Genomic DNA, 20,465 nt, shown 5'->3' with positions numbered 1-20,465 from the left:
TAGTAACACCTCGATGACGAGCCATCCACCCGCAAAAACCAATGATGAATAGCCGAACCATGCAAGCACTGACCTTCAAGCGCTACGGCAAGTCACCCGACATCGGGTTGGCCGACGTTCCCCGCCCCACGCCAAAGGCTGACGAATTACTGGTGCAAGTCCACGCTGCCGGCCTGAACCCGATCGACAACATGATTCCAACGGGGATGTTCAAGCCTGTATTGCATTTCCAGCTGCCAGCCACCCTGGGCAGCGATCTGGCCGGCATCGTGACCGAGGTAGGTAGCAATGTGACCCGCTTCAAGCCAGGCGATGCTGTCTTCGCCAGCATCTTCGATCTTGGCACAGGGGCGATTGCGCAATTCGCGGTTGTGCCGGAAAGCGCCGCCGCGCTGAAACCGGCCAATCTGAGCTTCGAGCAGGCGGCGTCGATCCCGATGGTCGGCCTCACCTCATGGCAAGCGCTGAAAGAGCGCCTCAAGCTTCAGGCCGGGCAGAAGGTGTTCATTCCTGCCGGGTCGGGCGGTATCGGTACGTTCGCAATCCAGTTGGCCAAACACCTCGGTGCAAAGGTGGGCACCACCACCAGTACAGGCAACGTTGACCTGGTGCGCGCTCTGGGGGCGGACGAGGTTGTGGACTACAAGACGCAGGATTTCGAGACCGTGCTGCGCGACTACGACGCGGTGCTCGGAACCGTAAGGGGGGATGCGATTGAAAAATCCTTGTCCATCCTCAGACCCGGAAGCCAGATTGTCTCGCTCATTGGCCCACTGGATGCTGCGTTCGCCCGGGCCAAACGCCTGAACCTCCTCCTGACCTTCGTGTTCGGCCTGATGAGCCGCAAGATCATGCGCCTGGCAAAGAGGCGGAATGTCCAGTACTCGTTTCTTTTCGTGCAGCCCGAGGGTGCCCAACTCGCCGAAATCGGCAAACTGCTGGACGCCCAGCAAATTCAGCCGGTGATCGACCGGGTATTTCCGTTCGAGGACGCAAAGGGTGCGCTTGAGTACCTTGCTCAAGGGCGCTCCAAGGGCAAGGTCGTAATCAAGATGTGACTGCCGCCGTATTTCTCACACAACCATCGACATAAAGGTAACTTCCATGACCACCCGTCCGACCGTACTCATTACTGGCGCCTCCAGCGGCATTGGCGCCACCTACGCCGAGCGTTTCGCCCGTCGTGGCCACGATCTCATCCTTGTGGCGCGCGACACATCGCGCATGGAGGCGCTTGCATTACGCCTGCGCGAGGAAAGCCATGTGGCCGTTGAGGTGCTGCCAGCCGACCTGACCAGCTCGGCAGACCTGTCCGTGCTTGAAAGTAGACTGCGCGACGACGCCAATATCGGCGTGTTGATCAACAACGCGGGTATGGCCCAATCGGGTGGTTTCCTCGACCAGTCCGCTGAAGCTATTGAGCGCCTTGTCACGCTCAACACTACCGCGCTGACGCGGCTCGCTGCTGCAATCGCGCCGCGCCTCGCGCAGTCGGGCACTGGTGCGATCGTCAACGTGGGTTCAGTGGTGGGTTTTGCGCCCGAGTTCGGCATGTCCATCTACGGCGCTACCAAAGCCTTCGTGCTGTTTCTGTCACAGGGGCTGAGTCAGGAGCTGTCACCCAAGGGCGTGTACGTGCAAGCGGTGCTGCCGGCAGCGACCCGCACCGAGATCTGGGCGCGTGCCGGCATTGACGTCAACACACTCCCGGAGGTGATGGAGGTCGGTGAGCTGGTCGATGCTGCACTTGTCGGTTTCGACCGTCGCGAGTTGGTAACCATCCCGCCACTTCATGTTGCCGAGCGCTGGGATGCACTGGAAGGTGCGCGTCAAGGGCTGATGTCTGACATTCGACAAACCCACGCGGCTGAACGATATCAGCGCCCACTGAACGCGTGATTGTGTACGAATGATCGAATCCGCCACCCAGGAGACTTCCATGAACGACCGCTTGTTCACCCCTGCGCAGCTCGGCAACCTCACACTGAAGAACCGCATTGTTATGGCGCCGCTGACCCGCAGCCGCGCGATCGGCAACCAGCCCAATGAACTGATGGCAGAGTACTACCGCCTTCGGGCGGATGCCGGACTGATCATCACCGAAGGCACCTCTCCATCACCCAATGGCCTGGGTTACCCACGTATCCCTGGCCTGTTCAACGAAGAGCACGTGCAAAACTGGCGACGCGTGACCGATGGCGTTCACCAAGCCGGCGGCAGGATTTTTGTGCAGTTGATGCACACCGGGCGGGTCAGCCACCCCGCGAACCTGCCGGCAGGCGCCCGCGTCCTGGCACCTTCGGCGATTGCCGCTCCCGGCGAGATGTGGACCGACAGCGAGGGCATGCAGCCGCATCCTGTCCCACACGCCATGAGCGAGGCGGACATCGCCCAGAGCATCAGCGAATACGCAGCTTCGGCCAAACTGGCGATACAAGCGGGTTTCGATGGCGTCGAATTGCATGCAGCCAATGGCTATCTGATTGACCAATTCCTCAATACCGCATCCAACCAGCGCAATGATCGCTGGGGAGGCCCGGTAGAAAACCGCATCCGCTTCGCGGTCGAAGTTGCCAAGGCAACGGTCGACGCCATTGGCGCGGAACGGGTTGGCATGCGTATCTCGCCGTATGGGGTTTTCAACGGCCAACTACCGGATGCCGATATGGACGCAATGTACCTGGGCCTGATTGAGGCATTGAATGCGCTTGGCCTGCTCTATATCCACATCGTCGATCACAGCGCCATGGGGGCGCCCGAAGTCAGCCCCGAATTGAAATCCGCGATCCGCGCCGCTTTCACCGGCCAGTACATACTCTCCGGTGGCTATGATGTCGCCCGCGCCAATGCGGACCTCGACGCGCAGCGTGGCGACCTGGTGGCTTTCGGTCGTCCGTTCATTTCGAACCCGGACCTGGTCGCCAAGCTAGCGTCGGGACAGCACTTGGTAGAACCTGACAGTTCGACCTTTTATACACCCGGAGAAAAGGGATATACCGATTATTGAGGTCTGTCGTCCTGTCAGACCCGACCCAGGCGGGCGGTTACCCATGCAGTGTCCATCCCAGACCCCAATCGTCCGCGCTGAGCGGCCTCCGCTTACCCCATGAATTTCCGTGGCGACCAAGTCACACGTTGTGCTTGGCCGCCCGATGACTTCAGGTTTAAAGTCAACTTTAAGGTCAATAGGTTTTTCAGGGTGAGGTATGAGAATAGGTGAACTTGCAAAAATCAGTGGACTGGCTCCGTCACGCATTCGATTCTATGAGGCCAGTGGCCTGATCAGCTCCGTCGAGCGCAAGGCCAATGGATACCGGGACTATGCGGCTGATACCGAATGGGTTCTGCAACTGATAACCAGCGCACAGGCGGCGGGTTTTTCTCTTGAGGAGATCCGGCAACTGATGCCGATGAACGCCAGTGGCTGGCGGCACGACGAGTTGCTCACTGGGCTCAAGCAAAAGGTTGAGGAAATCAGTGCGCTGGAGGAACGGCTAGCACAAAACAAAGCGCAACTTCTGCTCGTCATCGAAGGCATCGAGGGTAAGCCCGAAGGCATGGCGTGCGCGGACAATGCGCAAATGCTGATAAATCGTTTGCGTGAAGAAGGGGTTGGCCAAGCGTCCGGCAAGCGTGCGGTAACGTCTTCCACAAGAAAAAACACCCGCCAGGCTTCCGGGGCCTGACAGGCGCAAAAGGTCTCAACGCTCGCCAATCAGGCCGGCGAGCGGTTTGGGTGCATAGAGCGCACTCTGGAACTCTGGCACGTATTCGTACTTCATCATTTTCCCAAGCTTCAGGGTGCGGAGGTAATTCGACAGACTGCCGTCGCCTAGTGTGAGGGTGGCTGAATCTGCGTCGCGGCTCGAGCCGTGACGGAGTTGGCGGGAAACCGCATAACCGTATGCCAAGTGGCCCTGATGATCGAGATTGGTGAAGCTGCTGGTGACGATATCGACTTCGCGTGAGAGCTTGTCGAGTTTCTTCGCTTTGAAGGACACATCGACTTTTCCGGTCTGGCTGTCGGTGATGTCATAGACCACAGACTGGGCATCTTCTTTGCGGTCGATACCAGTCAGCCATTTAGGCAGGTTGTAACCGACGACACCACGCACCCGTGCAAGCTCGGTATTGACCGGCAGCTTGAGCACATAGCCCCAGAAGTCGCCGGACATCGACTGGCCAATCAGTGTGAACGGACCCAGATTGGCTTTGCCTGGCGTGTTGGTAATGATCGACACCGCCACTTCGTTATAGGCGTCGTTATCACAATGCTCATAGGTGTATGCAGTAAACGCAACCAAGCCACGGCCTGGCCAGACTTGCAGGGGAGATGCGGTTGCTAGTACTTCCGGCGGCATCAATGCCCGAAGTGCGTCCAAGTCGGCCGTGTAGACAGCCGTTACCCGACTGTTCTGGTAGTAAAAGTTCGGGGAGTATGACTCGAAGCCGATGTCGACCTTGTGCTTTTCCAGTCCTTTGAACCAGCTCAAATCAACACCCGGCAGCTCTGCTGCAATCACCGACAAGGGCGGGTTCGAGCGATAACGGTCGTACAGGCCGCCTTTGACGACCGGCACCGGGTGGCCTGCGATTTCGATTGTGTTGGTTTCAGTCGACGTGAGCATTTCAGGCGTCCCCGCCAACCCTTGGTTGGCAATTGAGCTGAACAGCAATCCTGTTAATGCGGTGCTTGCAAGTTTCAATCGGTCTTTCTCCGCGGGTGGGAACAACTTGAGGGTTCAGCGAGCTACGTTGTCGCCAGAGAGCACCGCCATCACCGCTTCAGCTACGGCTTTGGGTGATTGAGGGTTTTGGCCGGTGACAAGCCTTCCATCCGTGATGGCAAATGACGTGAAGGGCAGCCAGCCTTTGCGGTACCGAGCCCCCTGACTCACCAACTTGTCCTCAAGGAAGAAGGGCACCTGGCTTTTCATGCCGGAGAACAGTTCTTCGCGATCAGAGAAGCCGGTGATGTTCTTGCCCTTGATGATCAACTGGCCCTTTTCATCCTTCAGATCCAGCAGGCCCGCTACGCCATGGCAGACGGCCGAGACGATGCCACCCTGGTTGTAGATGGTTTCGGCGACACGTCGCAGGTCGGGATTATTGGGGAAGTCCCACATCACGCCATGGCCCCCGGTGAAGTAGATGACGCCGAACTGGGACGGATCGATATCGGCGATCGGCAGCGTGTTCTGCAAGCGGGCGCGAAAGGCCGGGGACTGCAAATGCTCACGCGCGGCTTTGTCCATGTACAGCCAACCGAGACTGCGCTCGTCCAGTGGCACCGCACCGCCTTTGGGACTGGCAAAAACTGTGCTGTAGCCAGCCGCCTCCACCACATCGGTGAAATGCGTCAGCTCAGTAAGCCACAACCCCGTGGAATCGGTGCGTGAGGGATATCTGGCGTGATTGGTCATGATCACCAGAATCTGGCGATTCTTGGCAGTCGTTGTGGAAGCGGCGGTGCCAGCATTTGCAAATGTCATGAAAGCGCTACCTATCAGTACCAACGCATAAGAAACAAAGGTCTTGAGCATCATCCGAGCTCCATCACTCAAGCAGGCCAGTGCATGCTCACCTTAAACCTCGCTTTAAGGTCAATCCCCTTGCTGCAAATAATGTCCGATGCATTTGGCGCTGGGTTTGATTCGCGCTCGAGCTTTTCACCCGGTACGGCCAAGACTTCGACTGAACACTCCCCACTCGGTTGTTGGACGCCCATCGGGTGACGCACTTGCCAGGTGCCGGCGTATTGGAAATCGACTGATCTTGAAAAAGGTATTGACCTTAAAGTTGACTTCAAACTTAAGGTGGCCTCATATCCAGTTGAGGACTGCTCCATGAATGTGTTCGACACCCTGATGCTTCCCAACGGTTCGACCGTCAAGAACCGTATCGCCAAAGCCGCCATGGAAGAGAACATGGCGGATGCCGACCAGGCGCCTTCCGAAGCACTCATGCGTCTCTATCAAGCGTGGGCCGACGGTGGTGCCGGCCTGATTATCACTGGCAATGTGATGGTCGACGGCCGCGCCATGACCGGGCCGGGTGGCGTGGTATTACAGGACGATCAGCAACTGGACAAGTTCAAGCGCTGGGCGCGTATTGGTCGATCCGGTGGTGCGCAGTTCTGGTTGCAGATTAACCACCCAGGGCGGCAGATGCAGTCCAATCTTGGGCAAAAAACCTGGGCACCGTCAGCCGTGCCGCTGGAACTGGGCAAATTGTCCAAGCGTTTTGCCACGCCTCACGCGATGCCACTCGGCGTGATCGAAGAGGTTATTCAGCGCTTTGCGAACACCGCACGCCTGGGCGAACAAGCCGGATTCACAGGTGTGGAGATCCACGCTGCCCACGGCTATTTGTTGAGCCAGTTCCTTTCGCCGCTGACCAACCAAAGGACGGACGAGTGGGGTGGCTCTCTGGAAAACCGGGCGCGCCTGTTGCTCGAAATCGTCAAGGCGGTCAGGGCCGTGGTTTCTGTGGATTTTGCAGTGGCGGTCAAACTCAACTCCGCCGATTTCCAGCGCGGAGGGTTCACCACCGAAGACGCGAAAAAGGTCGTTGAGTGGCTCAACGACCTGGGCGTAGACATGGTGGAGTTATCGGGAGGCAGCTACGAAGTACCCGCCATGCAGGGTGACGCGCGCGATGGTCGCACCCTGGCTCGCGAAGCGTATTTCGTCGAGTTCGCCCGTGATCTCCAAACCGTTGCCAAAATGCCGGTGATGGTCACTGGCGGTATACGTCGGCGCCCGGTGGCCGAAAGCGTCGTGCAGAGCGGTGTGGACATGGTGGGTATCGGAACGGCGTTAGCCATCGATCCGCACTTGCCTCGTGACTGGTTGCAGGGCAAGGACAACGCCCCTCAATTGCCGCCGATCACCTGGAAAAACAAGGCCATCGCATCCTTGGCGAACATGGCAGTAGTGAAGTTTCAACTGCGCAAACTCAGCCGGGCTAAAAAGCCCGATCCGAGCGTTTCGCCGTTGCGCGCGCTGATCCAGCAACAGCTCTTCATGGCCTGTCGCGCTCGCCAGTATCGAAGATGGGTTGAAACGTCTGCGCATTACAACGGCCTGGAAGACGCAAGATGACGCTGGCCAGACCTGCGTTGCACCAGACTACGCCCTGGTTCATGAAGATGTCCTCGGCGAGTTCATCACCCAATGCCGCGACGCTGTTGCCCGTGCCTTGACCGCGTCGCCCATTGCCGTAAAATCGCGCGCCCGAAATTCAGTAGGCATGGCGAGAGGGAGCTTCAATGCAACGGGTGATGATCATTGGTCAGCCAGGGTCTGGGAAAAGTACCCTGGCGCGCAAGCTTGGCGAGCGCACAGGCTTGCCGGTCGTGCATATCGACACGATTCATTGGCAGCCAGGGTGGGTCGAGCGGAGCCGCGACGAGAAGACGCGTCTTTGTCATGAGATCGAGGCCCGTGAGCGCTGGATCTTCGAAGGCGGGCATTCGACCACATGGAACAACCGGCTGGCCCGCGCTGACATGTTGATATGGATTGATCGCTCGGCGCCGCTCCGATTCTGGCGCGTGCTCCGCAGAACAATGTTGAACCGCGGTCGATCCCGGCCTGACTTGCCGGAAAACTGCCCGGAACTGCTGGCCAACCTGCCGGAGTTTTTCAGGTTCATGTGGCGGACGAAAACCTCGTCTCGGGAGGCGATGAAGCGATTCGTGGCGACGGCCCCGTCGGGCTGTCGCGTGGTCTGCCTGCGGACCAATCGGGATACCGATGTTTTTCTCGCGAGTATGGGCACGCAACCGGATCAGGTCGTGCAAGGTCATTGACTGAATCGCCGGTGGTTGCGAAGACATAGGAGTTGAAAAGTCGGATTTTCAGCCCGCCAGAACTAAGGCACAAACTGCTTTGATGCGCTGGCAATGCGTTGGTACTTACGCTGCTGCCGTTTAATGCTGCGGATATCCAGAAAAAATATCTCTGCGCTACGCCAGAGCAGCATCCACGCGGTGACAGTAACAACGCCCACCGGGATGGTGCCTTCAATGCCCAGCGCTGTGCCTGCCAGCACCAAGGCTAGCGCCAAGCCCAAGAGTGTCAGCGCCACCAGCCGTTGGGTGCGAATATCCCCTCCGAGCTGTTCCCTCTTTTGCGCAAAGGTATTTTTGATCGCTTGCTGCAGGCGTTCTCGCTCGTCTTCCGGGCAACGGATGTGCAGGCACAGTTCGGGGTGGTACCAGGCGCTATCTGACAGATAGTCCGCCAGTTCGGGGCTTAACTTGGGGTTGTCTGGCGAGGCAAACGGATTGAGGTAACCGTCGGTGATCGTCAGCTCGATTATTCTAGTCATAACGAACCTTTACCTGGTTGAGCTTTGAACGGAGATTTCAGTGTCCGAGGTAAAGCTAGTCGCAAGACAACTGCTCTGCCCGATCGGCAGTTGCGCGCGCGGTTGCAGAAGCGGATTTATCCGGGATCCGTGACTGATCTCTGTCCCTCCCGAAGATGGGCTTGCGGCCATGGCGGATGGCCTGAATCACATCAGCTATCCAAGTCGAAACGGGGTCATGCTTGGCTGGCTCACTGAAACAATCCGCGAACGACCTCCCTCAACCATCGATTTCCATTGTCCTGATGATAGCGGGCATGCCAATGCTGTTTGACCGTGAATCCCTCCACTTCGAACGGGCAGTCATGCACCTGTAGCCCATGCATATCGGCCAGTGTCTGCCCGATATGCCGCGGCAAGGTGCCCAGTAGGTCGGTAGTCCCGATTATCTTCCCCAACCCGAGAAACGCTGGCAGCTCGAGCATGATCCGCCGTTCGATCCCGGCCCGCGCCAATCCTGCTTCCAGCAGCTTCTGCCCGGTGCCGAAACTGATCTGCACATGCCCCTCGGCCCGATACCGCTCCAGGCTCATGCCATCGCCCAGGCGCGGATGCTGCGGGTTGCTCAGGCACACCCAGTCCTGCTCGAACAGCACCTGCTGATACATCCCCCCGCCCAGCCAGGGCACGAAGCCGATGGCCAGGTCCGCTTCGCCCGATTCCAGCGCGCTCTCGGTATTGCCGTCGATCCGCGCCGCCTCCAGGCGGATGCCCGGCGCATGGCTGCGCAGATGGTTGAGGATGCTGGGCAGCAAGGTGATGTGGCTGGCATCGCTGACACACAGGCGAAAACGCCGCTGCGCTGTGGCGGCGATGAACTGCGGCTCCCAGGCGGTCAGCCGGCGCAGCGATTCCAGCACCTCGCGGCACGGCCCTATCAGTTGATCGGCGCGCGGGGTAGGGGCCATGCCGCCCGGCGTGCGCACGAACAGCGGGTCGTTCAATTGCTCGCGCAGGCGCGCCAGCCAGATGCTGATGGTCGGCTGGCTCTGCCCCAGCTGTTCGGCGGCACGGGTCACGTTGCGGCATTGGTACAGCACGTCGAACAGCTGCAGCAGCTTGGGTTCGGGCAGGGCCTCCAGGGCAGTCATTATTGAAATTCTCAATAGCCGTATTGAGGCCATTGTATAGCGCAAATAAACCCCGCTGCATAAGGTGATCGCAAATCACAGGAGGTCTGCGACGTGAAAATCTGCATTCTGGGCGCCGGTGCACTGGGTTGCGCCATCGGCGCGGCCCTGAGCGAGGCAGGGCATGAAACCTGGCTGCTGAACCGTGGCCGCGCGCATGTCGAGGCGATGAACCAGCATGGGCTGCGGGTGCAGGACGAACGGGGCGAGCGCTATATACCGGTCAACGCGGCCATCGAAGCCGAAGACGTTGGCGTGACCGATTTGGTGGTGGTGCTGGTGAAGTCGTTTCACACTGCCGAGGCCATCGCCGGTGCCCTCGCGCTGATAGGCCCACAGACGCTGGTGCTGTCGCTGCAGAACGGGCTCGGCCACGAGGACATCCTGGCCGAAGTGGTGGGTCGCGAGCGGGTGCTGGCTGGCAAGACCTATGTCGGCGGCGTGCTCCTCGCACCGGGCTCGATCCGCGCCGGTGTGGCCGGCAAACAGACTTTCATCGGCGAGCTCGACGGCCAGCTGACGCCCCGCGTGCAGGCCATCGCCGAAGCGTTCAACAATGCCGGGCTGGCCACCACGGTCAGCGACAACATCCTCGGCACCATGTGGGACAAGCTGCTGGTCAACGTCGCCACCGGTGCGTTGAGCGGCATCACCAGGCTCAGCTACGGCCAGCTGTACAGCGAGCCGCTGTTGGAAAGCACCGCCAAGGCCGCCGTGGCCGAGGCCATCGCCGTGGCCGAGCGCGCCGGCATCCGCTTGAGCCTGACCAGCCCCGAGGCTGCCTGGTCACTGGCCGCCGAAGGCCTGCCGGCGAGCTTCCGCACCTCGATGCTGCAGAGCCTGGAAAAAAACTCGATCACCGAAATCGACTTCATCAACGGCTCCGTCGTGCGCTGGGGCCAGCGCCATGGCGTGGCCACGCCGGTCAACGCGACCCTGGTGGCCTGCATCAAGGGTATCGAGCGCGCCATGGCCGATCACCAGAAGGGAGAAACCCCATGAGCCAGCCAAAAGCCTACCTCGAACACGTGGCGTTCTGGGTGCAGGACATTCAGTGGCATATCCGCTTTTTCAGCGAGGTGTGCGGCATGACCATGCGTGAAGTGCAGGGTGACGTCGAGCAACCGGCGCAGTACTGGACACTCGGCGGCCTGCAGTTCATTCACCAGCCGGACTTCGCTGGCCCGGAAGGGCGCCTGGCGCACCTGGGCATCATGTGCGAAGACCTGGAAGCGGCGCTGGCCGCCGCCCAACGCTTTGGCGTCAGTGAGATGCCCCAGGGCCGCAACTGGCTGCGCCTGCCTGATGGCCTGGCGGTGGAGTTCATCCAGGCGCTGCCGGCCAAATGCGTAGCCCAGGCACTGGCCATCGACCCGCGCGCGGAGGTGCAGGCATGAGCGTGATTGAAAAGTACTGGGACGATGCCCGCGAAGGCGATGAGTGCATCAGCCCGACCTACACCGTGACCCGCGAACGCATCCTGGCCTACGCCGACCTCACCGGCGACCACACCCCGGTGCATGTCGATGAGGCCTACGCCAACGCCAGCCACTTTGGCTGCCTGGTCGCCCACGGCCTGTTCGGGCTGTCGATCGCCGATGGCCTGAAGACCCAGTGCGAGTACCGCTTCGTGCCGGGTATGTCGCTGGGCTGGACCTGGGACTTCGTGCTGCCGATCAAGGTCAACGACGTGCTCCACGTACGTATGCGGGTGGGGGCGATGCGTCCGAGCAACAGCCGACCTGGCTGGGGCATCGTGGTGCTGCCTTCGGAGCTGATCAACCAGCACGGTGAAGTCGTGCAACGTGGCGAGCACCGGTTGATGGTGCCGCGGAGGGCAGCAGCATGAACCAGGCATTGCCATTGGCGGGTATCCGCGTCATTGACTACAGCCACTTCCTCGCCGGCCCCTATGTCGGCCGTTGCCTGGCGGCGCTCGGCGCAGAGGTGATCAAGGTCGAGCGGCCGGGTAGCGGCGACGCTGGCCGCCAGCATGCGTTCACCCTGGACGACCAGCAGAGCGGCTATTTCCTGCAGCTGAACATGGGCAAGCAGGGCGTCAGCGTCAACATGAAGGACCCGCGCGGCAAGGCGTTCATGCAGCGCCTGACCGATTCGGCCGACGTGTTCATCGAGAACTACCGCCCCGGCGCCCTGGACAAGCTGGGCCTGGGCTACGCCGAGCTGTCGGCGCGCAACCCGCGCCTGGTGTACTGCTCGATTTCCGCCTACGGCCATACCGGGCCGGACGCCCACCGCGCCGGCTTCGGCCTGATCGCCGAGGCCAAGAGCGGGATCATGCAGATGGTTGGCGTGCCGGGCGAGGCACCGCCGCTGCTGCGTATTTCCCTGGGCGACATGTACACCGGCATCCACGCGGTGGCGGCGATCAATGCCGCGCTGCTCGGTCGGGTGAGCAGTGGCCGTGGCCAGCACATCGACATGGCGCTGTACGACACTCTGGTGTCGATGCACGAATACGCGGTGCAGTGTTACACGCTGTCCGGTGGCACTGTGTTGCCCCAGCAGACCGGCCACGACATGCCCACCTCGACCCTGTACGGCGTGTTCCGCGCCACCGACGGCGACCTGGTGATCGCCGCCCAGGTCGATGATGCCTGGCAGCGCTTCGCGGTCATGCTCGAAGCCAACGGCGGCCCGCCCGGGTTCGGCAGCGACCGCCGCTACCACAGCCTCAACGGCCGCAACGCCCACCGCGAGGCGATCCTGGCGGTGGTCCGCGACTGGGTCGGCGCGCGTCGGGTGGCCGAGATCCTCGCGTTGCTCGATGCCATCGACATCCCCAGTGCCAAGGTCCAACGCATCGACGAAGTGCTGGCCGACCCGCAGATCCAGGCACGCAACATGGTCATCGAGCAGCAGCACCCACGCTACGGCACGCTGCGCCTGGCCAACCTGCCGTTCCGCTTTTCCGACTGCGATACCACGATTCACCAAGTAGCCCCGGACCTTGGCCAGCATAACGCCGAAGTGGCCGCCGGGCTTGGCTTCAGCCCTGAAGAAATCACTGCCTTGCAGGCGGATGGCGTGTTGTTTACCCACGGAGATGCACGATGAGCGACCGCTACGCAGTGATCGGCCGACCGATCAACCACACCAAGTCCCCGCTGATTCATGGCCTGTTCGCCCAGGCCAGCAACCAGCAGCTGGAATACGGAGCTATCGAAGGCTCGCTGGACGACTTCGAAGCCCAGGTACTGCAGTTTCGTAGCGAAGGCGGGAAGGGCATGAACATCACCGCCCCGTTCAAGCTGCGTGCCTTCGAGCTGGCCGACCGGCGCAGTGAGCGGGCGCAATTGGCACGGGCGGCCAATGCGCTGAAGTTCGAGGATGGCCGCATCGTCGCCGAGAACTTCGATGGCATCGGTTTGCTGCGGGACATCGAGGAGAACCTTGGCGAGCCGCTGCGCAACCGCCGTGTGCTGCTGCTGGGCGCTGGCGGCGCGGTGCGCGGGGCATTGCTGCCGTTCCTGCAGGCGGGGCCTCGCGAGCTGGTGATCGCCAACCGGGACATGGCCAAGGCGCTGGCGCTGCGTAACGAGCTCGATCACCCGCGTCTGCGCATCAGCCGCTACGAAGCGCTGGAAGGGCAATCGTTCGACATCGTGGTCAACGCCACCTCGGCGAGCCTGACCGCGGACTTGCCGCCACTGCCGGCTGATGTGCTGGGTGAGGCGGCCCTGGCCTACGAGCTGGCCTATGGCAAAGGCCTCACGCCTTTCCTGCGCCTGGCTCGCGAGCAGGGCCAGGCGCGCCTGGCCGATGGCGTCGGCATGCTGGTGGAGCAGGCCGCCGAGGCGTTCGCCTGGTGGCGCGGGGTGCGGCCCGACACACGTGCGGTGATCGATCAGCTGACGATTCCCCTGGAGTAGGTCGATGGTCGCCAATGTACTGATGCTGCATGGCATCAACCACAACATGTTCGGCAAGCGCGACCCGCGCCAGTACGGCACAGCGACCCTGGCCGACATCGACCAGGCGTTGCAGGCCCTGGGCGAGGAGCTGGGGGCGCAGGTCGAGAGCTTCCAGAGCAACTTCGAGGGCGCCATGTGCGAGCGCATCCATCAGGCCTATGAGGACCGGGTGGATGCCGTGCTGATCAATGCCGGTGCCTGGACCCATTACAGCTACGGCATTCGTGATGCGTTGGCCATTATCGAAGTGCCGGTGGTTGAAGTGCACATGTCCAACATTCATGCCAGGGAGCCATTCCGCCATCACTCGGTATTTGCCGAGGTGGTGCGCGGGCAGATCTGCGGGTTTGGTGTCGAAACCTACCTGCTGGCGCTGCGCGCGGCGATGAGCATGGTCTGAGCAGGGCGCAGGGGGCGGATCTCCGAGCGCGTCTACCCGCGAAGCAGGTGGCGCGGGGCATGCGGCGACGGCGCCTGAAGTGACCGTAGGTGTGGCGGGTGTCGTGCTGCCTACCCATCCAGCATGGATGGAAAGCCAGTAGCGACTTCCGTGACTGCATAGTACGGTCCGCCTTCAACAAGCCACCCGGTTCGTTGCCTCCAACCCCACGGACCGGGGCTCTCATGACCTGGGAGGTCGAATGGACGTCGCTACAACGATCAGTCAACAAGAACTGGATAACGCCTTGGTCGCGTTTGCACGCTACAAAATCGGAGAAATCAAGATCTTCGACCTGGAGCAGGCAATGAGCTTCGAAGCAGGCCAAGCCTTGTCCCAAAGCGGGCTGGTCCGGTTCTCAATTACCAAAATGGTGTCAGGACGTTATCGCATCAGCGATGAAGGAGAGAACGCCATCACAGAGGCTGGGCGGGATCGCCTTGAGGTGATCCGCGCCTGACCATAGGTCCAGCTTGCGAAGGCCGCAGTCGCGTTCTGCGGCCCTGTCGTGTCATATCACTTTCACCGCGCGACCAATGAACTTCACCGGCCCTGTCGGCAGACCGGTCGGCGAGCCACCGGCTTTCTCCAGCGTCAGCTCGAACAGTTGATTGGCCTCCAGGGGTGGCAAACTTTCCAGCGGAACTCGATAGGGTTCGCCCGGTTTGACCAGGCCAAGCGAAACCGGGGCACGCCATTGCTCGCCCTTGGTCCAGAACTGCAGGGCCATGCCGTCGGGGACCTTGTCCTTACCCAGCGGCAGCAGTTCGATCATGTGGCTGTCGCTGGCCTGCACCACCCAGCCGGGGGCCTGGCTGTTCGGCGCCACCAGCACCACCAGGTATTCCGTGGTTGAGGGGGGCGTGGTCAGCAAGGTAAACGCCAGCAGCAGGCTTGCCGCCAGCCCTGCGGCGCTGAGCCCTTGCCACAGGCCGAGGCGTTGCCACCAGCGAGCCTGCGTGCGCGGTGCGGGTAGCTCATCGAGGCTGCGCTGGATGCGGCGCCACAGGCGGGGGCTAGGGGGCTGCGGGGTAGACAGCGCGGTCAGCTCCAGCAGCCGGGCCTCCCAGGCATCCACGGCGGCGCGAAGCTCGGGGTCGGTACGCAGGCGTTCGGCCGTTGCGGCATATTGCTCCGGCGACAAGGTCCCCAGCACGTATTCCCCGGCGAGGCTGTCCAGTTCTTCGGCAGAATCGGGCTTCATTCCAGACACTCCCGTAGCGCTTTGAGGCTGCGTTTGATCCAGGCCTTGACAGTGCCCAGTGGCGCACCCAATAAACCGGCTATCTCGGCGTGGCTGCAGCCGTCCACGTAGGCGTGCAGGATGCAGCGTTGCGGTGCGGGCTGCAGTTGTTCAAGGCAGCGGTAAATCTTTGCTGAGCCGGACCAGAGGTCAAGGTCATCAACCCTCCCGCGCAATGTTGACGCAGTTTCGGTGTCGGCATCGGTCAGTACAGTTTCACGGCGGGTATCGCGTATCGAGTTCAGCGCCAGGTGGCGGGTAATGCTGTAGATCCAGCCTCGAGCCGAGCCGCGCGCCGGGTCGTAGCTGGCTGCGCGGGTCCAGATGCGGATGATCGCATCGTGGACGATGTCTTCTGCGGTGGCGTCATCACGTGCGATACGCCGGGCAACGCCCAGCAGGCGCGCGCCTTCGTGATCGTAGAGCGCCTGCAGGGCCCGCCGGTCACCCTGTGCACAGGCTAACAGGCAGCGGTGGAAGTCGAAGGGGGCGGCCGGCGAGTTCAACGTGTGTGGCTTCCTTGTGAAAGGCAAGTACCCCGGCCATCCAGCCGGGGGGCTTGCCATCGAGCGTAGATCATCACTCGCAGGGCGTAGGGTCAGGTGCGTGTCACTTGGCTGTCCAGAACACATAGTCAGCCTGGTACTGGACGACCTGTCTGGCACCTTTGTTCTGCGCCGTGCAGTCGACTGACGGCGCCACACCGCCGCGGGTAGCCAGGCGCTGGATATAGCTGACCCCCTGCATGGCGCCTTTGCCTTCGGCCGGGTTGGCCTTGACCAGTTGATAGGGGATGGCGCCTTTGTCCGCCGGTGCCACTGCCAGCTGGGTGCCGGTGACCTTCGAGCCATCCTTGGCCTGCCAGGTAGCGGGTGGGCCAAAGTAGTCGCCCACCTGTTTACCGGTACGGTCATTGAGCACTGCCTTGGGGCCGACGAAAGTCCATTCGGTCTGACCGGGGGTGTTGGCCTTGTCGCGGCACTCGTAGGTGATCTCGCCGACGCCGACGGTTTCGAGCAGGACGCGATGGCCATCAGGGACTTTGACTGCGTCTGGCAGCGCGGTCTGGGCGAGGGCGGGCGGCAGCGCAAGGGCGAGGCTGCAGGCAAGCAGGCAGGCGGAGTATTTGAAGTTCATTTGCAGTGCTCCTGAAAGTCATTGGGCCGGGCAGTCAAAGGCCGCCCACTAGCAATACCCGCCAACGGGTGTACTGGATGCACGGGATGAAAAAAAATGCGTAGCGAGATGACCCTGCATGTGCTTGCCTACCATCTCGAACGAGCGATGAGCCTCTTCGTCATCGCAGGACTGCTTTAACGCGCGCACCCCGACAACCCCACGAGGACACTGCAAATGAAGCGTTTGTTACTAGGCCTGTTGCTTGCCGCATCGGGCGCTGCCCACGCCGGTATTCCGCTGTTGAACGCAACATGCCCCGGCAATATCGAGGTCCATGCCGATAAAGGTGGGCCTGTTTACATCAACGGCAAGGAAGCCACGCTGAAGAAATTCAATGACAACTATTTCGAGGCCAAAGGTGGCGGGGTAACGGTATCGTTGTCGATCAACCCGGACGGCTCGCCTGACGTCTCGTATACCGGTAAGAACAAAGCCAATGGCGTATGCCAGATCAAGGACTGACTGCGCGATTGCGCGGTTGGGCTGGCGCAGTGTCAGCGGGCTGCATCAGGGCGCTGGAACGGGAATTGCTGTGACCCCTGAGACATTGATCATGCGGAGTACGCAGAAATGACTCAGGATGACCGCTATTACATGATTTTCAGCGTGGTTGCTGTGCTGGTACTGGATCTGGCGGCGACATATGTGTTTCTCAATGCCATTCCCTGACCCCGGTTATGGGGCAGGCCTTACTCGTAATCGGGGGCAAGGCAGGGCGTGAGGGAAACGCCCCGAACCCTATATAGCAAACAAACCTGATGCCCTGTTGTCGTTGAGCAGTAACATGGGCAGGACAAAAACCAAAAAAGGGCAGGCTGCTTGGCAACATTTCCCAGTTTTCGATGGGGCTGCAGGAGCGTGTCGCGTGAAAAACTCAAGATCGCTGGCAGGTGCAATACTGGTAATCGGGGCAGCCTCGCTGTTCGTCGCAGGCTGCGCACAAAACCCTGATGTGCGTGACAGCCACGATTATACCGCTGGCACTACCGTGAAAAGCCCACCCGCTTATCTGGGCTGCGTCAAAGGCGAGCTACAAGGTAATGTGAAAACCTATGAAGTCGAGGGTGATAACGCGGTCAGGCTTTTCGTCGAAAGCACTGACCCCGACAAGGCAGAGGGTCTTGTAGAGTTGCGGGGCACGGGAAGCGAGCGCCACTTCACGGCCTATCAACGTGATGCCTGGTACGACCATGGCAGGTTGCTGGATGCTGCACTGATGTGTTCAAAAGCGTAATCATCCAACCCCCACACCAATAGCCCGCCGTCGAGAGCGGGCTTTTTGTCTGCCCATCGCCTGCCCGGCAACGTTCAAGAATGGCGGGTGGAGCCGGTATGGCCTGAGCAGCGTTGCTTTGCATTTGCCGGCCCCGCCCGTAATAATCGTTGTATTTGGATGGAGAGTCGCAGGTGGAAGCAAGAAGCGTAGTTGCCGAAATGTTCATTGGGATTCCGACGCATTTCTGGGTTTTGCCTGTTGCCGGCCTGGTTGCCTACTACGGGCTGAAGTGGTCCGCCAGATCCAGTAAACGTGCCACCCTGCTACAAGCCTCGACTTACCTGTTATTGCTGGTACTGGCCGTTCTGCCCAACGGCTTTTATGCACTGTTTCCTCCCGCGCCCGAGCCGGATGTGCTGTTGAATCAATCACCGTTGCCCAACTATGCAGGGCGTTTCTACCTGGATGCGTTCTATGTCTTCAGTGGCTGGGCGCTGAGCAAAGTGGTCAAGTTGAAGTTCAGCTGAGTCTCAGCTCGCATTCCTGATGCACTGACTGGATCAGTATTTGCTTACCCCTTTTTAAACCGGTGCATCTGGGGGATACGGCAATGCTCTCTGAAGATCTGTACATCATGTTCGTGATTGTCGGCGGTGTGTTGGCCCTGGATATAGCAGCCATCGTGTTGTACAGAGGAGCCAAGCCTTGAGCCCGCGTTTGGTTCGCAATGGGGCCGGAGCATCATGAGGACTTCAGCTTTTCTGCTGTACCTGCAGCACCGAACCCTTGTCGTCAGTTGCCAGCAATCCGCCGGCGTCGGTGTCGTCTGATTGTCGCTCGGCAAGTGGTACGTCCGGCGAGCGAAAGATGCTACGGCCTTGTTCACCGGTTTTAAGGGTGACGAGTTTGCCATTCTGATAGAAGAACTGAGTGTGGTTGGCGTTGGTTTGCATGGTCTGAAGCCCCTGCCGAGTCGTGGTGTGATGTGCCGTGGGCAGTTTCACTGTTGCAGCGGGACCTTGCTACTGGCAGAAATATCAGGTGCGCTGCACGAATCCCGCTTGGGCGCCGTCCTGCAGCAAGACTTTGGTTGATTAGTAACGCGGCGTCACCCCCGTTAAAATGCAGCCTATCCATAACGGCCGATTGCAAATGCCTGACTTTCGTATTTTTATCGCTACTGTGTTGGTTGCCAGCCTCGCCGGTTGCGCAACCCCCGGCAAACCCACTGCCAGCCAACTGACCAAAAAATCGCCGCAGCAGTACGTCGCCTGTGTCCTGCCAAAATGGCAGGCGCTGGCGCCACAGGCCACGCAGAAGTCGATAGCCCACGGCTACCGGCTGACGGCGCCAAGCGCCGTGGCAAGCGACGATGTGCTTGACGTGGTCGACGCTCGCGAGGGCAGCCGTGCGACCTTCTACAAGGGCAGCTTTCTGTCTGGCGACAAGTTACGCCAGGCTGCCAGGCAATGCCTGGATTGAATCAGTGACCCGAGCGGGTTGTGCCGCCCCGATCGCCTGCAGTTACCCCAACTCATCCCGCTTGTTCAAATGCTCGCACTTCACCTGCGCCTCCATCCGGCTCGGATAGCTCGGCTTGAGCCGCTCCTTTGCCTGATTGTCATAAATGTCGAACCCTCCACACACGGTCGCGGCGTAGTAGCGGCTGCCAACGCGGAACGATTCCTTTTCGATCGGCACAGCGGGAACGATAACGAATCTTGGTTGCATTTTTCGTGCCTCCCCAGGCAGAGATTTAAGTATTAGTCTCGCAAGAGGTAACCATCAAGCAGCCTCATGAATAAAGGCGCTGGTCCGAACGCCGGTGGGTCGACAGTACTGTCATCAAATGAAAACCCGCTGTCGTCCGATGCGAAGCACCCCGCAAGCCAAGGGCATACAGTCCAATCACCAGCACTGACGCCTGACGTCCAGATCGATGATTGGAGAGACAAGCATGTCCAAAGTGGTACGTTTCCATCAGACCGGTGGCCCCGAGGTTTTGCGCTACGAGGACGCCGAGGTTGGCGAGCCCGGCCCTGGGCAGGTACGTTTGCGCCAGGTGGCGGTGGGCCTGAACTATGCTGACACCTACTTTCGCAACGGCACTTACCCGATCACGCTGCCCAATGGCATCGGCGTGGAAGCTGCCGGGGTGGTGGAGGCGGTGGGCGAAGGCGTGACCCAGGTGGTGGTCGGTGACCGGGTCACCTATACCGGTTTCCTCAATACCCTGGGTGCCTATTGCACCGAGCGCCTGATCCCCGCAGCGGCGCTGATCAAGCTGCCGGAAACCATTGCCTTCGAGACTGCTGCCGCCATGACCATGCGTGGCCTGACCTCGGCCTACCTGTTACGCCGGCTGTATGACTTCAAACCCGGTGACAGCGTGCTGCTGCATGCGGCTGCTGGCGGGGTGGGCCTGATTGTCGCGCAGTGGGCGCGGCTGCTTGGGCTGAACGTGATCGGCACGGTCTCCACCGAGGCCAAGGCCGAGGTGGCCCGCGCCCATGGCTGCAACCACATCATCAACTACAGCGTCGAAGACGTCGCCAGCCGCGTACGCGAACTGACCGACGGAGTAGGGGTGAACGTCGTGTTCGACAGTGTCGGCAAGACCACCTTCACCGGCTCGCTCGATTCGCTCAAGCGTCGTGGGCTGATGGTTTGCGTCGGCACGGCGTCGGGCAGCATCCCGCCGTTCGACCCGCAGTTGCTGGCCATCAAGGGCTCGTTGCAGCTTACCCGCCCGGCACTGGCCGACTTCATCGCCGATCCGGCAGAAAAGGCTGACCTGGCCGGCGAATTGTTCGACCACGTCAGCAGCGGGCGCATTCGTATCGAAATCAATCAGCACTACGCCCTGCAGGACGCGGTACAGGCCCACCGTGACCTGGAAGCCCGCAAAACCACGGGCTCGTCGATCTTCGTCATCTGAAGAGGGCAACAG

General features: G+C 60.7%; 27 protein-coding genes. 18 read left to right on the top strand and 9 right to left on the bottom strand.

Going from position 1 to position 20,465, the window contains the following annotated elements; genetic code table 11:
* The first annotated feature begins 59 nt into the window (after nt 1-59).
* The 4 genes from AC3RCM_RS14590 (at nt 60) to AC3RCM_RS14575 (ending at nt 3,686) form a co-directional block, all read left to right on the top strand.
* Complete coding sequence (locus AC3RCM_RS14590; RefSeq protein ID WP_492628976.1) at nt 60-1,058, top strand: NADP-dependent oxidoreductase; 999 nt, start codon at nt 60-62, stop codon at nt 1,056-1,058.
* Between the two features lie 46 nt (nt 1,059-1,104).
* Nucleotides 1,105-1,899: an SDR family NAD(P)-dependent oxidoreductase gene (locus AC3RCM_RS14585; protein WP_020190215.1), complete on the top strand. Its 795-nt coding sequence runs from the start codon at nt 1,105-1,107 to the stop codon at nt 1,897-1,899.
* Nucleotides 1,900-1,939: 40 nt separating this feature from the next.
* The gene (locus tag AC3RCM_RS14580) at nt 1,940-3,007 is read left to right on the top strand and encodes an alkene reductase (RefSeq protein ID WP_064490605.1); all 1,068 of its coding nucleotides are present in this window, start codon (nt 1,940-1,942) and stop codon (nt 3,005-3,007) included.
* Between the two features lie 199 nt (nt 3,008-3,206).
* Nucleotides 3,207-3,686: a MerR family transcriptional regulator gene (locus AC3RCM_RS14575; RefSeq protein ID WP_104887557.1), complete on the top strand. Its 480-nt coding sequence runs from the start codon at nt 3,207-3,209 to the stop codon at nt 3,684-3,686.
* Between the two features lie 15 nt (nt 3,687-3,701).
* Here the strand turns inward: AC3RCM_RS14575 and AC3RCM_RS14570 are convergent, their stop codons facing one another.
* Together AC3RCM_RS14570 and AC3RCM_RS14565 are read right to left on the bottom strand one after the other, a co-directional pair.
* Complete coding sequence (locus AC3RCM_RS14570) at nt 3,702-4,628, bottom strand: acetoacetate decarboxylase family protein (protein ID WP_104887885.1); 927 nt, start codon at nt 4,626-4,628, stop codon at nt 3,702-3,704.
* Between the two features lie 114 nt (nt 4,629-4,742).
* Complete coding sequence (locus AC3RCM_RS14565; protein WP_064490604.1) at nt 4,743-5,546, bottom strand: type 1 glutamine amidotransferase domain-containing protein; 804 nt, start codon at nt 5,544-5,546, stop codon at nt 4,743-4,745.
* A gap of 300 nt (nt 5,547-5,846) precedes the next feature.
* Here AC3RCM_RS14565 and AC3RCM_RS14560 point away from each other — a divergent pair, with 300 nt between their 5' ends.
* Nucleotides 5,847-7,103 carry an NADH:flavin oxidoreductase/NADH oxidase family protein gene (locus AC3RCM_RS14560; protein WP_064490603.1) on the top strand — a complete coding sequence of 419 codons (1,257 nt, stop codon included), beginning with the start codon at nt 5,847-5,849 and terminating at the stop codon, nt 7,101-7,103.
* A 167-nt stretch (nt 7,104-7,270) separates the two neighbouring features.
* Nucleotides 7,271-7,813, top strand: a complete 543-nt coding sequence (locus tag AC3RCM_RS14555) for an AAA family ATPase (RefSeq protein WP_020190221.1) — start codon at nt 7,271-7,273, stop codon at nt 7,811-7,813.
* A gap of 62 nt (nt 7,814-7,875) precedes the next feature.
* Here the strand turns inward: AC3RCM_RS14555 and AC3RCM_RS14550 are convergent, their stop codons facing one another.
* Nucleotides 7,876-8,334: a hypothetical protein gene (locus AC3RCM_RS14550; protein WP_274145253.1), complete on the bottom strand. Its 459-nt coding sequence runs from the start codon at nt 8,332-8,334 to the stop codon at nt 7,876-7,878.
* A gap of 230 nt (nt 8,335-8,564) precedes the next feature.
* Nucleotides 8,565-9,464, bottom strand: a complete 900-nt coding sequence (locus AC3RCM_RS14545; RefSeq protein WP_064490601.1) for a LysR family transcriptional regulator — start codon at nt 9,462-9,464, stop codon at nt 8,565-8,567.
* A gap of 93 nt (nt 9,465-9,557) precedes the next feature.
* On the opposite strand from AC3RCM_RS14545, the gene AC3RCM_RS14540 reads away from it, so the two are divergent.
* The 7 genes from AC3RCM_RS14540 (at nt 9,558) to AC3RCM_RS14510 (ending at nt 14,337) form a co-directional block, all read left to right on the top strand.
* The gene (locus tag AC3RCM_RS14540; protein WP_020190223.1) at nt 9,558-10,505 is read left to right on the top strand and encodes a ketopantoate reductase family protein; all 948 of its coding nucleotides are present in this window, start codon (nt 9,558-9,560) and stop codon (nt 10,503-10,505) included.
* Nucleotides 10,502-10,900, top strand: coding sequence for a VOC family protein (locus AC3RCM_RS14535; RefSeq protein WP_010953899.1), 399 nt, complete (start codon nt 10,502-10,504; stop codon nt 10,898-10,900). Before AC3RCM_RS14540 ends, AC3RCM_RS14535 begins: the two co-directional genes overlap by 4 nt.
* The gene (locus AC3RCM_RS14530; RefSeq protein ID WP_060537967.1) at nt 10,897-11,352 is read left to right on the top strand and encodes a MaoC family dehydratase; all 456 of its coding nucleotides are present in this window, start codon (nt 10,897-10,899) and stop codon (nt 11,350-11,352) included. The genes AC3RCM_RS14535 and AC3RCM_RS14530 overlap by 4 nt, the downstream gene beginning before the upstream one ends.
* Nucleotides 11,349-12,581 (top strand): CaiB/BaiF CoA transferase family protein, encoded by a 1,233-nt coding sequence (locus AC3RCM_RS14525; RefSeq protein ID WP_064490600.1) that lies wholly within the window; start codon nt 11,349-11,351, stop codon nt 12,579-12,581. Before AC3RCM_RS14530 ends, AC3RCM_RS14525 begins: the two co-directional genes overlap by 4 nt.
* The gene (gene aroE / locus AC3RCM_RS14520) at nt 12,578-13,396 is read left to right on the top strand and encodes a shikimate dehydrogenase (RefSeq protein WP_064490599.1); all 819 of its coding nucleotides are present in this window, start codon (nt 12,578-12,580) and stop codon (nt 13,394-13,396) included. Before AC3RCM_RS14525 ends, aroE begins: the two co-directional genes overlap by 4 nt.
* Before the next feature lie 4 nt (nt 13,397-13,400).
* On the top strand, nt 13,401-13,838 hold the full coding sequence (aroQ, locus tag AC3RCM_RS14515; RefSeq protein WP_010953903.1) for a type II 3-dehydroquinate dehydratase: 438 nt from the start codon (nt 13,401-13,403) through the stop codon (nt 13,836-13,838).
* Nucleotides 13,839-14,079: 241 nt separating this feature from the next.
* A complete protein-coding gene (locus AC3RCM_RS14510) occupies nt 14,080-14,337 on the top strand; it encodes a hypothetical protein (RefSeq protein ID WP_014591103.1) in 258 nt (85 codons plus the stop codon).
* A gap of 51 nt (nt 14,338-14,388) precedes the next feature.
* Here AC3RCM_RS14510 and AC3RCM_RS14505 read toward each other — a convergent pair whose 3' ends face one another.
* The 3 genes from AC3RCM_RS14505 to AC3RCM_RS14495 all read right to left on the bottom strand — a co-directional run bounded on the left by AC3RCM_RS14505 (nt 14,389) and on the right by AC3RCM_RS14495 (nt 16,257).
* Nucleotides 14,389-15,081 carry an anti-sigma factor gene (locus AC3RCM_RS14505; protein ID WP_492628975.1) on the bottom strand — a complete coding sequence of 231 codons (693 nt, stop codon included), beginning with the start codon at nt 15,079-15,081 and terminating at the stop codon, nt 14,389-14,391.
* Nucleotides 15,078-15,626: a sigma-70 family RNA polymerase sigma factor gene (locus AC3RCM_RS14500; protein ID WP_064490597.1), complete on the bottom strand. Its 549-nt coding sequence runs from the start codon at nt 15,624-15,626 to the stop codon at nt 15,078-15,080. The genes AC3RCM_RS14505 and AC3RCM_RS14500 overlap by 4 nt, the downstream gene beginning before the upstream one ends.
* A 103-nt stretch (nt 15,627-15,729) precedes the next feature.
* Complete coding sequence (locus AC3RCM_RS14495; RefSeq protein WP_064490596.1) at nt 15,730-16,257, bottom strand: DUF3455 domain-containing protein; 528 nt, start codon at nt 16,255-16,257, stop codon at nt 15,730-15,732.
* Nucleotides 16,258-16,473: 216 nt separating this feature from the next.
* Here AC3RCM_RS14495 and AC3RCM_RS14490 point away from each other — a divergent pair, with 216 nt between their 5' ends.
* The 3 genes from AC3RCM_RS14490 to AC3RCM_RS14480 all read left to right on the top strand — a co-directional run bounded on the left by AC3RCM_RS14490 (nt 16,474) and on the right by AC3RCM_RS14480 (nt 18,042).
* A complete protein-coding gene (locus tag AC3RCM_RS14490) occupies nt 16,474-16,761 on the top strand; it encodes a hypothetical protein (protein ID WP_012052457.1) in 288 nt (95 codons plus the stop codon).
* Between the two features lie 403 nt (nt 16,762-17,164).
* Nucleotides 17,165-17,533 carry a hypothetical protein gene (locus tag AC3RCM_RS14485; RefSeq protein ID WP_010953909.1) on the top strand — a complete coding sequence of 123 codons (369 nt, stop codon included), beginning with the start codon at nt 17,165-17,167 and terminating at the stop codon, nt 17,531-17,533.
* A 200-nt stretch (nt 17,534-17,733) separates the two neighbouring features.
* Nucleotides 17,734-18,042, top strand: a complete 309-nt coding sequence (locus AC3RCM_RS14480; protein WP_064490595.1) for a hypothetical protein — start codon at nt 17,734-17,736, stop codon at nt 18,040-18,042.
* Between the two features lie 225 nt (nt 18,043-18,267).
* Here AC3RCM_RS14480 and AC3RCM_RS14475 read toward each other — a convergent pair whose 3' ends face one another.
* Nucleotides 18,268-18,468, bottom strand: coding sequence for a hypothetical protein (locus AC3RCM_RS14475; protein WP_020191126.1), 201 nt, complete (start codon nt 18,466-18,468; stop codon nt 18,268-18,270).
* A 169-nt stretch (nt 18,469-18,637) separates the two neighbouring features.
* Between AC3RCM_RS14475 and AC3RCM_RS14470 the strand changes: the two genes are divergently transcribed.
* Nucleotides 18,638-18,997, top strand: coding sequence for a hypothetical protein (locus AC3RCM_RS14470; protein ID WP_064490594.1), 360 nt, complete (start codon nt 18,638-18,640; stop codon nt 18,995-18,997).
* A gap of 42 nt (nt 18,998-19,039) precedes the next feature.
* Here AC3RCM_RS14470 and AC3RCM_RS14465 read toward each other — a convergent pair whose 3' ends face one another.
* Nucleotides 19,040-19,246: a hypothetical protein gene (locus AC3RCM_RS14465; RefSeq protein ID WP_020191128.1), complete on the bottom strand. Its 207-nt coding sequence runs from the start codon at nt 19,244-19,246 to the stop codon at nt 19,040-19,042.
* 226 nt (nt 19,247-19,472) lie between these two features.
* Between AC3RCM_RS14465 and AC3RCM_RS14460 the strand changes: the two genes are divergently transcribed.
* Nucleotides 19,473-20,453: a quinone oxidoreductase family protein gene (locus AC3RCM_RS14460; RefSeq protein WP_019438486.1), complete on the top strand. Its 981-nt coding sequence runs from the start codon at nt 19,473-19,475 to the stop codon at nt 20,451-20,453.
* Nucleotides 20,454-20,465 lie beyond the last annotated feature (12 nt).

The organism is Pseudomonas sp. GW823-FHT05G12 (genome assembly GCF_058795575.1).
Note: the sequence above shows the minus strand (reverse complement) of the source record. Positions and strands in the feature narration are given on the sequence as shown.

Coding starts and splice junctions, on each gene's coding strand:
- AC3RCM_RS14465 (WP_020191128.1), bottom strand. CDS start 19,246: ATGCAACCAAGATTCGTTATCGTTCCCGCTGTGCCGATCGAAAAGGAA.
- AC3RCM_RS14555 (WP_020190221.1), top strand. CDS start 7,271: ATGCAACGGGTGATGATCATTGGTCAGCCAGGGTCTGGGAAAAGTACC.
- AC3RCM_RS14550 (WP_274145253.1), bottom strand. CDS start 8,334: ATGACTAGAATAATCGAGCTGACGATCACCGACGGTTACCTCAATCCG.
- aroQ (WP_010953903.1), top strand. CDS start 13,401: ATGGTCGCCAATGTACTGATGCTGCATGGCATCAACCACAACATGTTC.
- AC3RCM_RS14545 (WP_064490601.1), bottom strand. CDS start 9,464: ATGACTGCCCTGGAGGCCCTGCCCGAACCCAAGCTGCTGCAGCTGTTC.
- AC3RCM_RS14505 (WP_492628975.1), bottom strand. CDS start 15,081: ATGAAGCCCGATTCTGCCGAAGAACTGGACAGCCTCGCCGGGGAATAC.
- AC3RCM_RS14560 (WP_064490603.1), top strand. CDS start 5,847: ATGAATGTGTTCGACACCCTGATGCTTCCCAACGGTTCGACCGTCAAG.
- AC3RCM_RS14585 (WP_020190215.1), top strand. CDS start 1,105: ATGACCACCCGTCCGACCGTACTCATTACTGGCGCCTCCAGCGGCATT.
- AC3RCM_RS14580 (WP_064490605.1), top strand. CDS start 1,940: ATGAACGACCGCTTGTTCACCCCTGCGCAGCTCGGCAACCTCACACTG.
- AC3RCM_RS14590 (WP_492628976.1), top strand. CDS start 60: ATGCAAGCACTGACCTTCAAGCGCTACGGCAAGTCACCCGACATCGGG.
- AC3RCM_RS14570 (WP_104887885.1), bottom strand. CDS start 4,628: ATGCTCACGTCGACTGAAACCAACACAATCGAAATCGCAGGCCACCCG.
- AC3RCM_RS14575 (WP_104887557.1), top strand. CDS start 3,207: ATGAGAATAGGTGAACTTGCAAAAATCAGTGGACTGGCTCCGTCACGC.
- AC3RCM_RS14475 (WP_020191126.1), bottom strand. CDS start 18,468: ATGCAAACCAACGCCAACCACACTCAGTTCTTCTATCAGAATGGCAAA.
- AC3RCM_RS14510 (WP_014591103.1), top strand. CDS start 14,080: ATGGACGTCGCTACAACGATCAGTCAACAAGAACTGGATAACGCCTTG.
- aroE (WP_064490599.1), top strand. CDS start 12,578: ATGAGCGACCGCTACGCAGTGATCGGCCGACCGATCAACCACACCAAG.
- AC3RCM_RS14525 (WP_064490600.1), top strand. CDS start 11,349: ATGAACCAGGCATTGCCATTGGCGGGTATCCGCGTCATTGACTACAGC.
- AC3RCM_RS14565 (WP_064490604.1), bottom strand. CDS start 5,546: ATGATGCTCAAGACCTTTGTTTCTTATGCGTTGGTACTGATAGGTAGC.
- AC3RCM_RS14495 (WP_064490596.1), bottom strand. CDS start 16,257: ATGAACTTCAAATACTCCGCCTGCCTGCTTGCCTGCAGCCTCGCCCTT.
- AC3RCM_RS14460 (WP_019438486.1), top strand. CDS start 19,473: ATGTCCAAAGTGGTACGTTTCCATCAGACCGGTGGCCCCGAGGTTTTG.
- AC3RCM_RS14490 (WP_012052457.1), top strand. CDS start 16,474: ATGAAGCGTTTGTTACTAGGCCTGTTGCTTGCCGCATCGGGCGCTGCC.
- AC3RCM_RS14470 (WP_064490594.1), top strand. CDS start 18,638: ATGCAGCCTATCCATAACGGCCGATTGCAAATGCCTGACTTTCGTATT.
- AC3RCM_RS14480 (WP_064490595.1), top strand. CDS start 17,734: ATGTTCATTGGGATTCCGACGCATTTCTGGGTTTTGCCTGTTGCCGGC.
- AC3RCM_RS14530 (WP_060537967.1), top strand. CDS start 10,897: ATGAGCGTGATTGAAAAGTACTGGGACGATGCCCGCGAAGGCGATGAG.
- AC3RCM_RS14535 (WP_010953899.1), top strand. CDS start 10,502: ATGAGCCAGCCAAAAGCCTACCTCGAACACGTGGCGTTCTGGGTGCAG.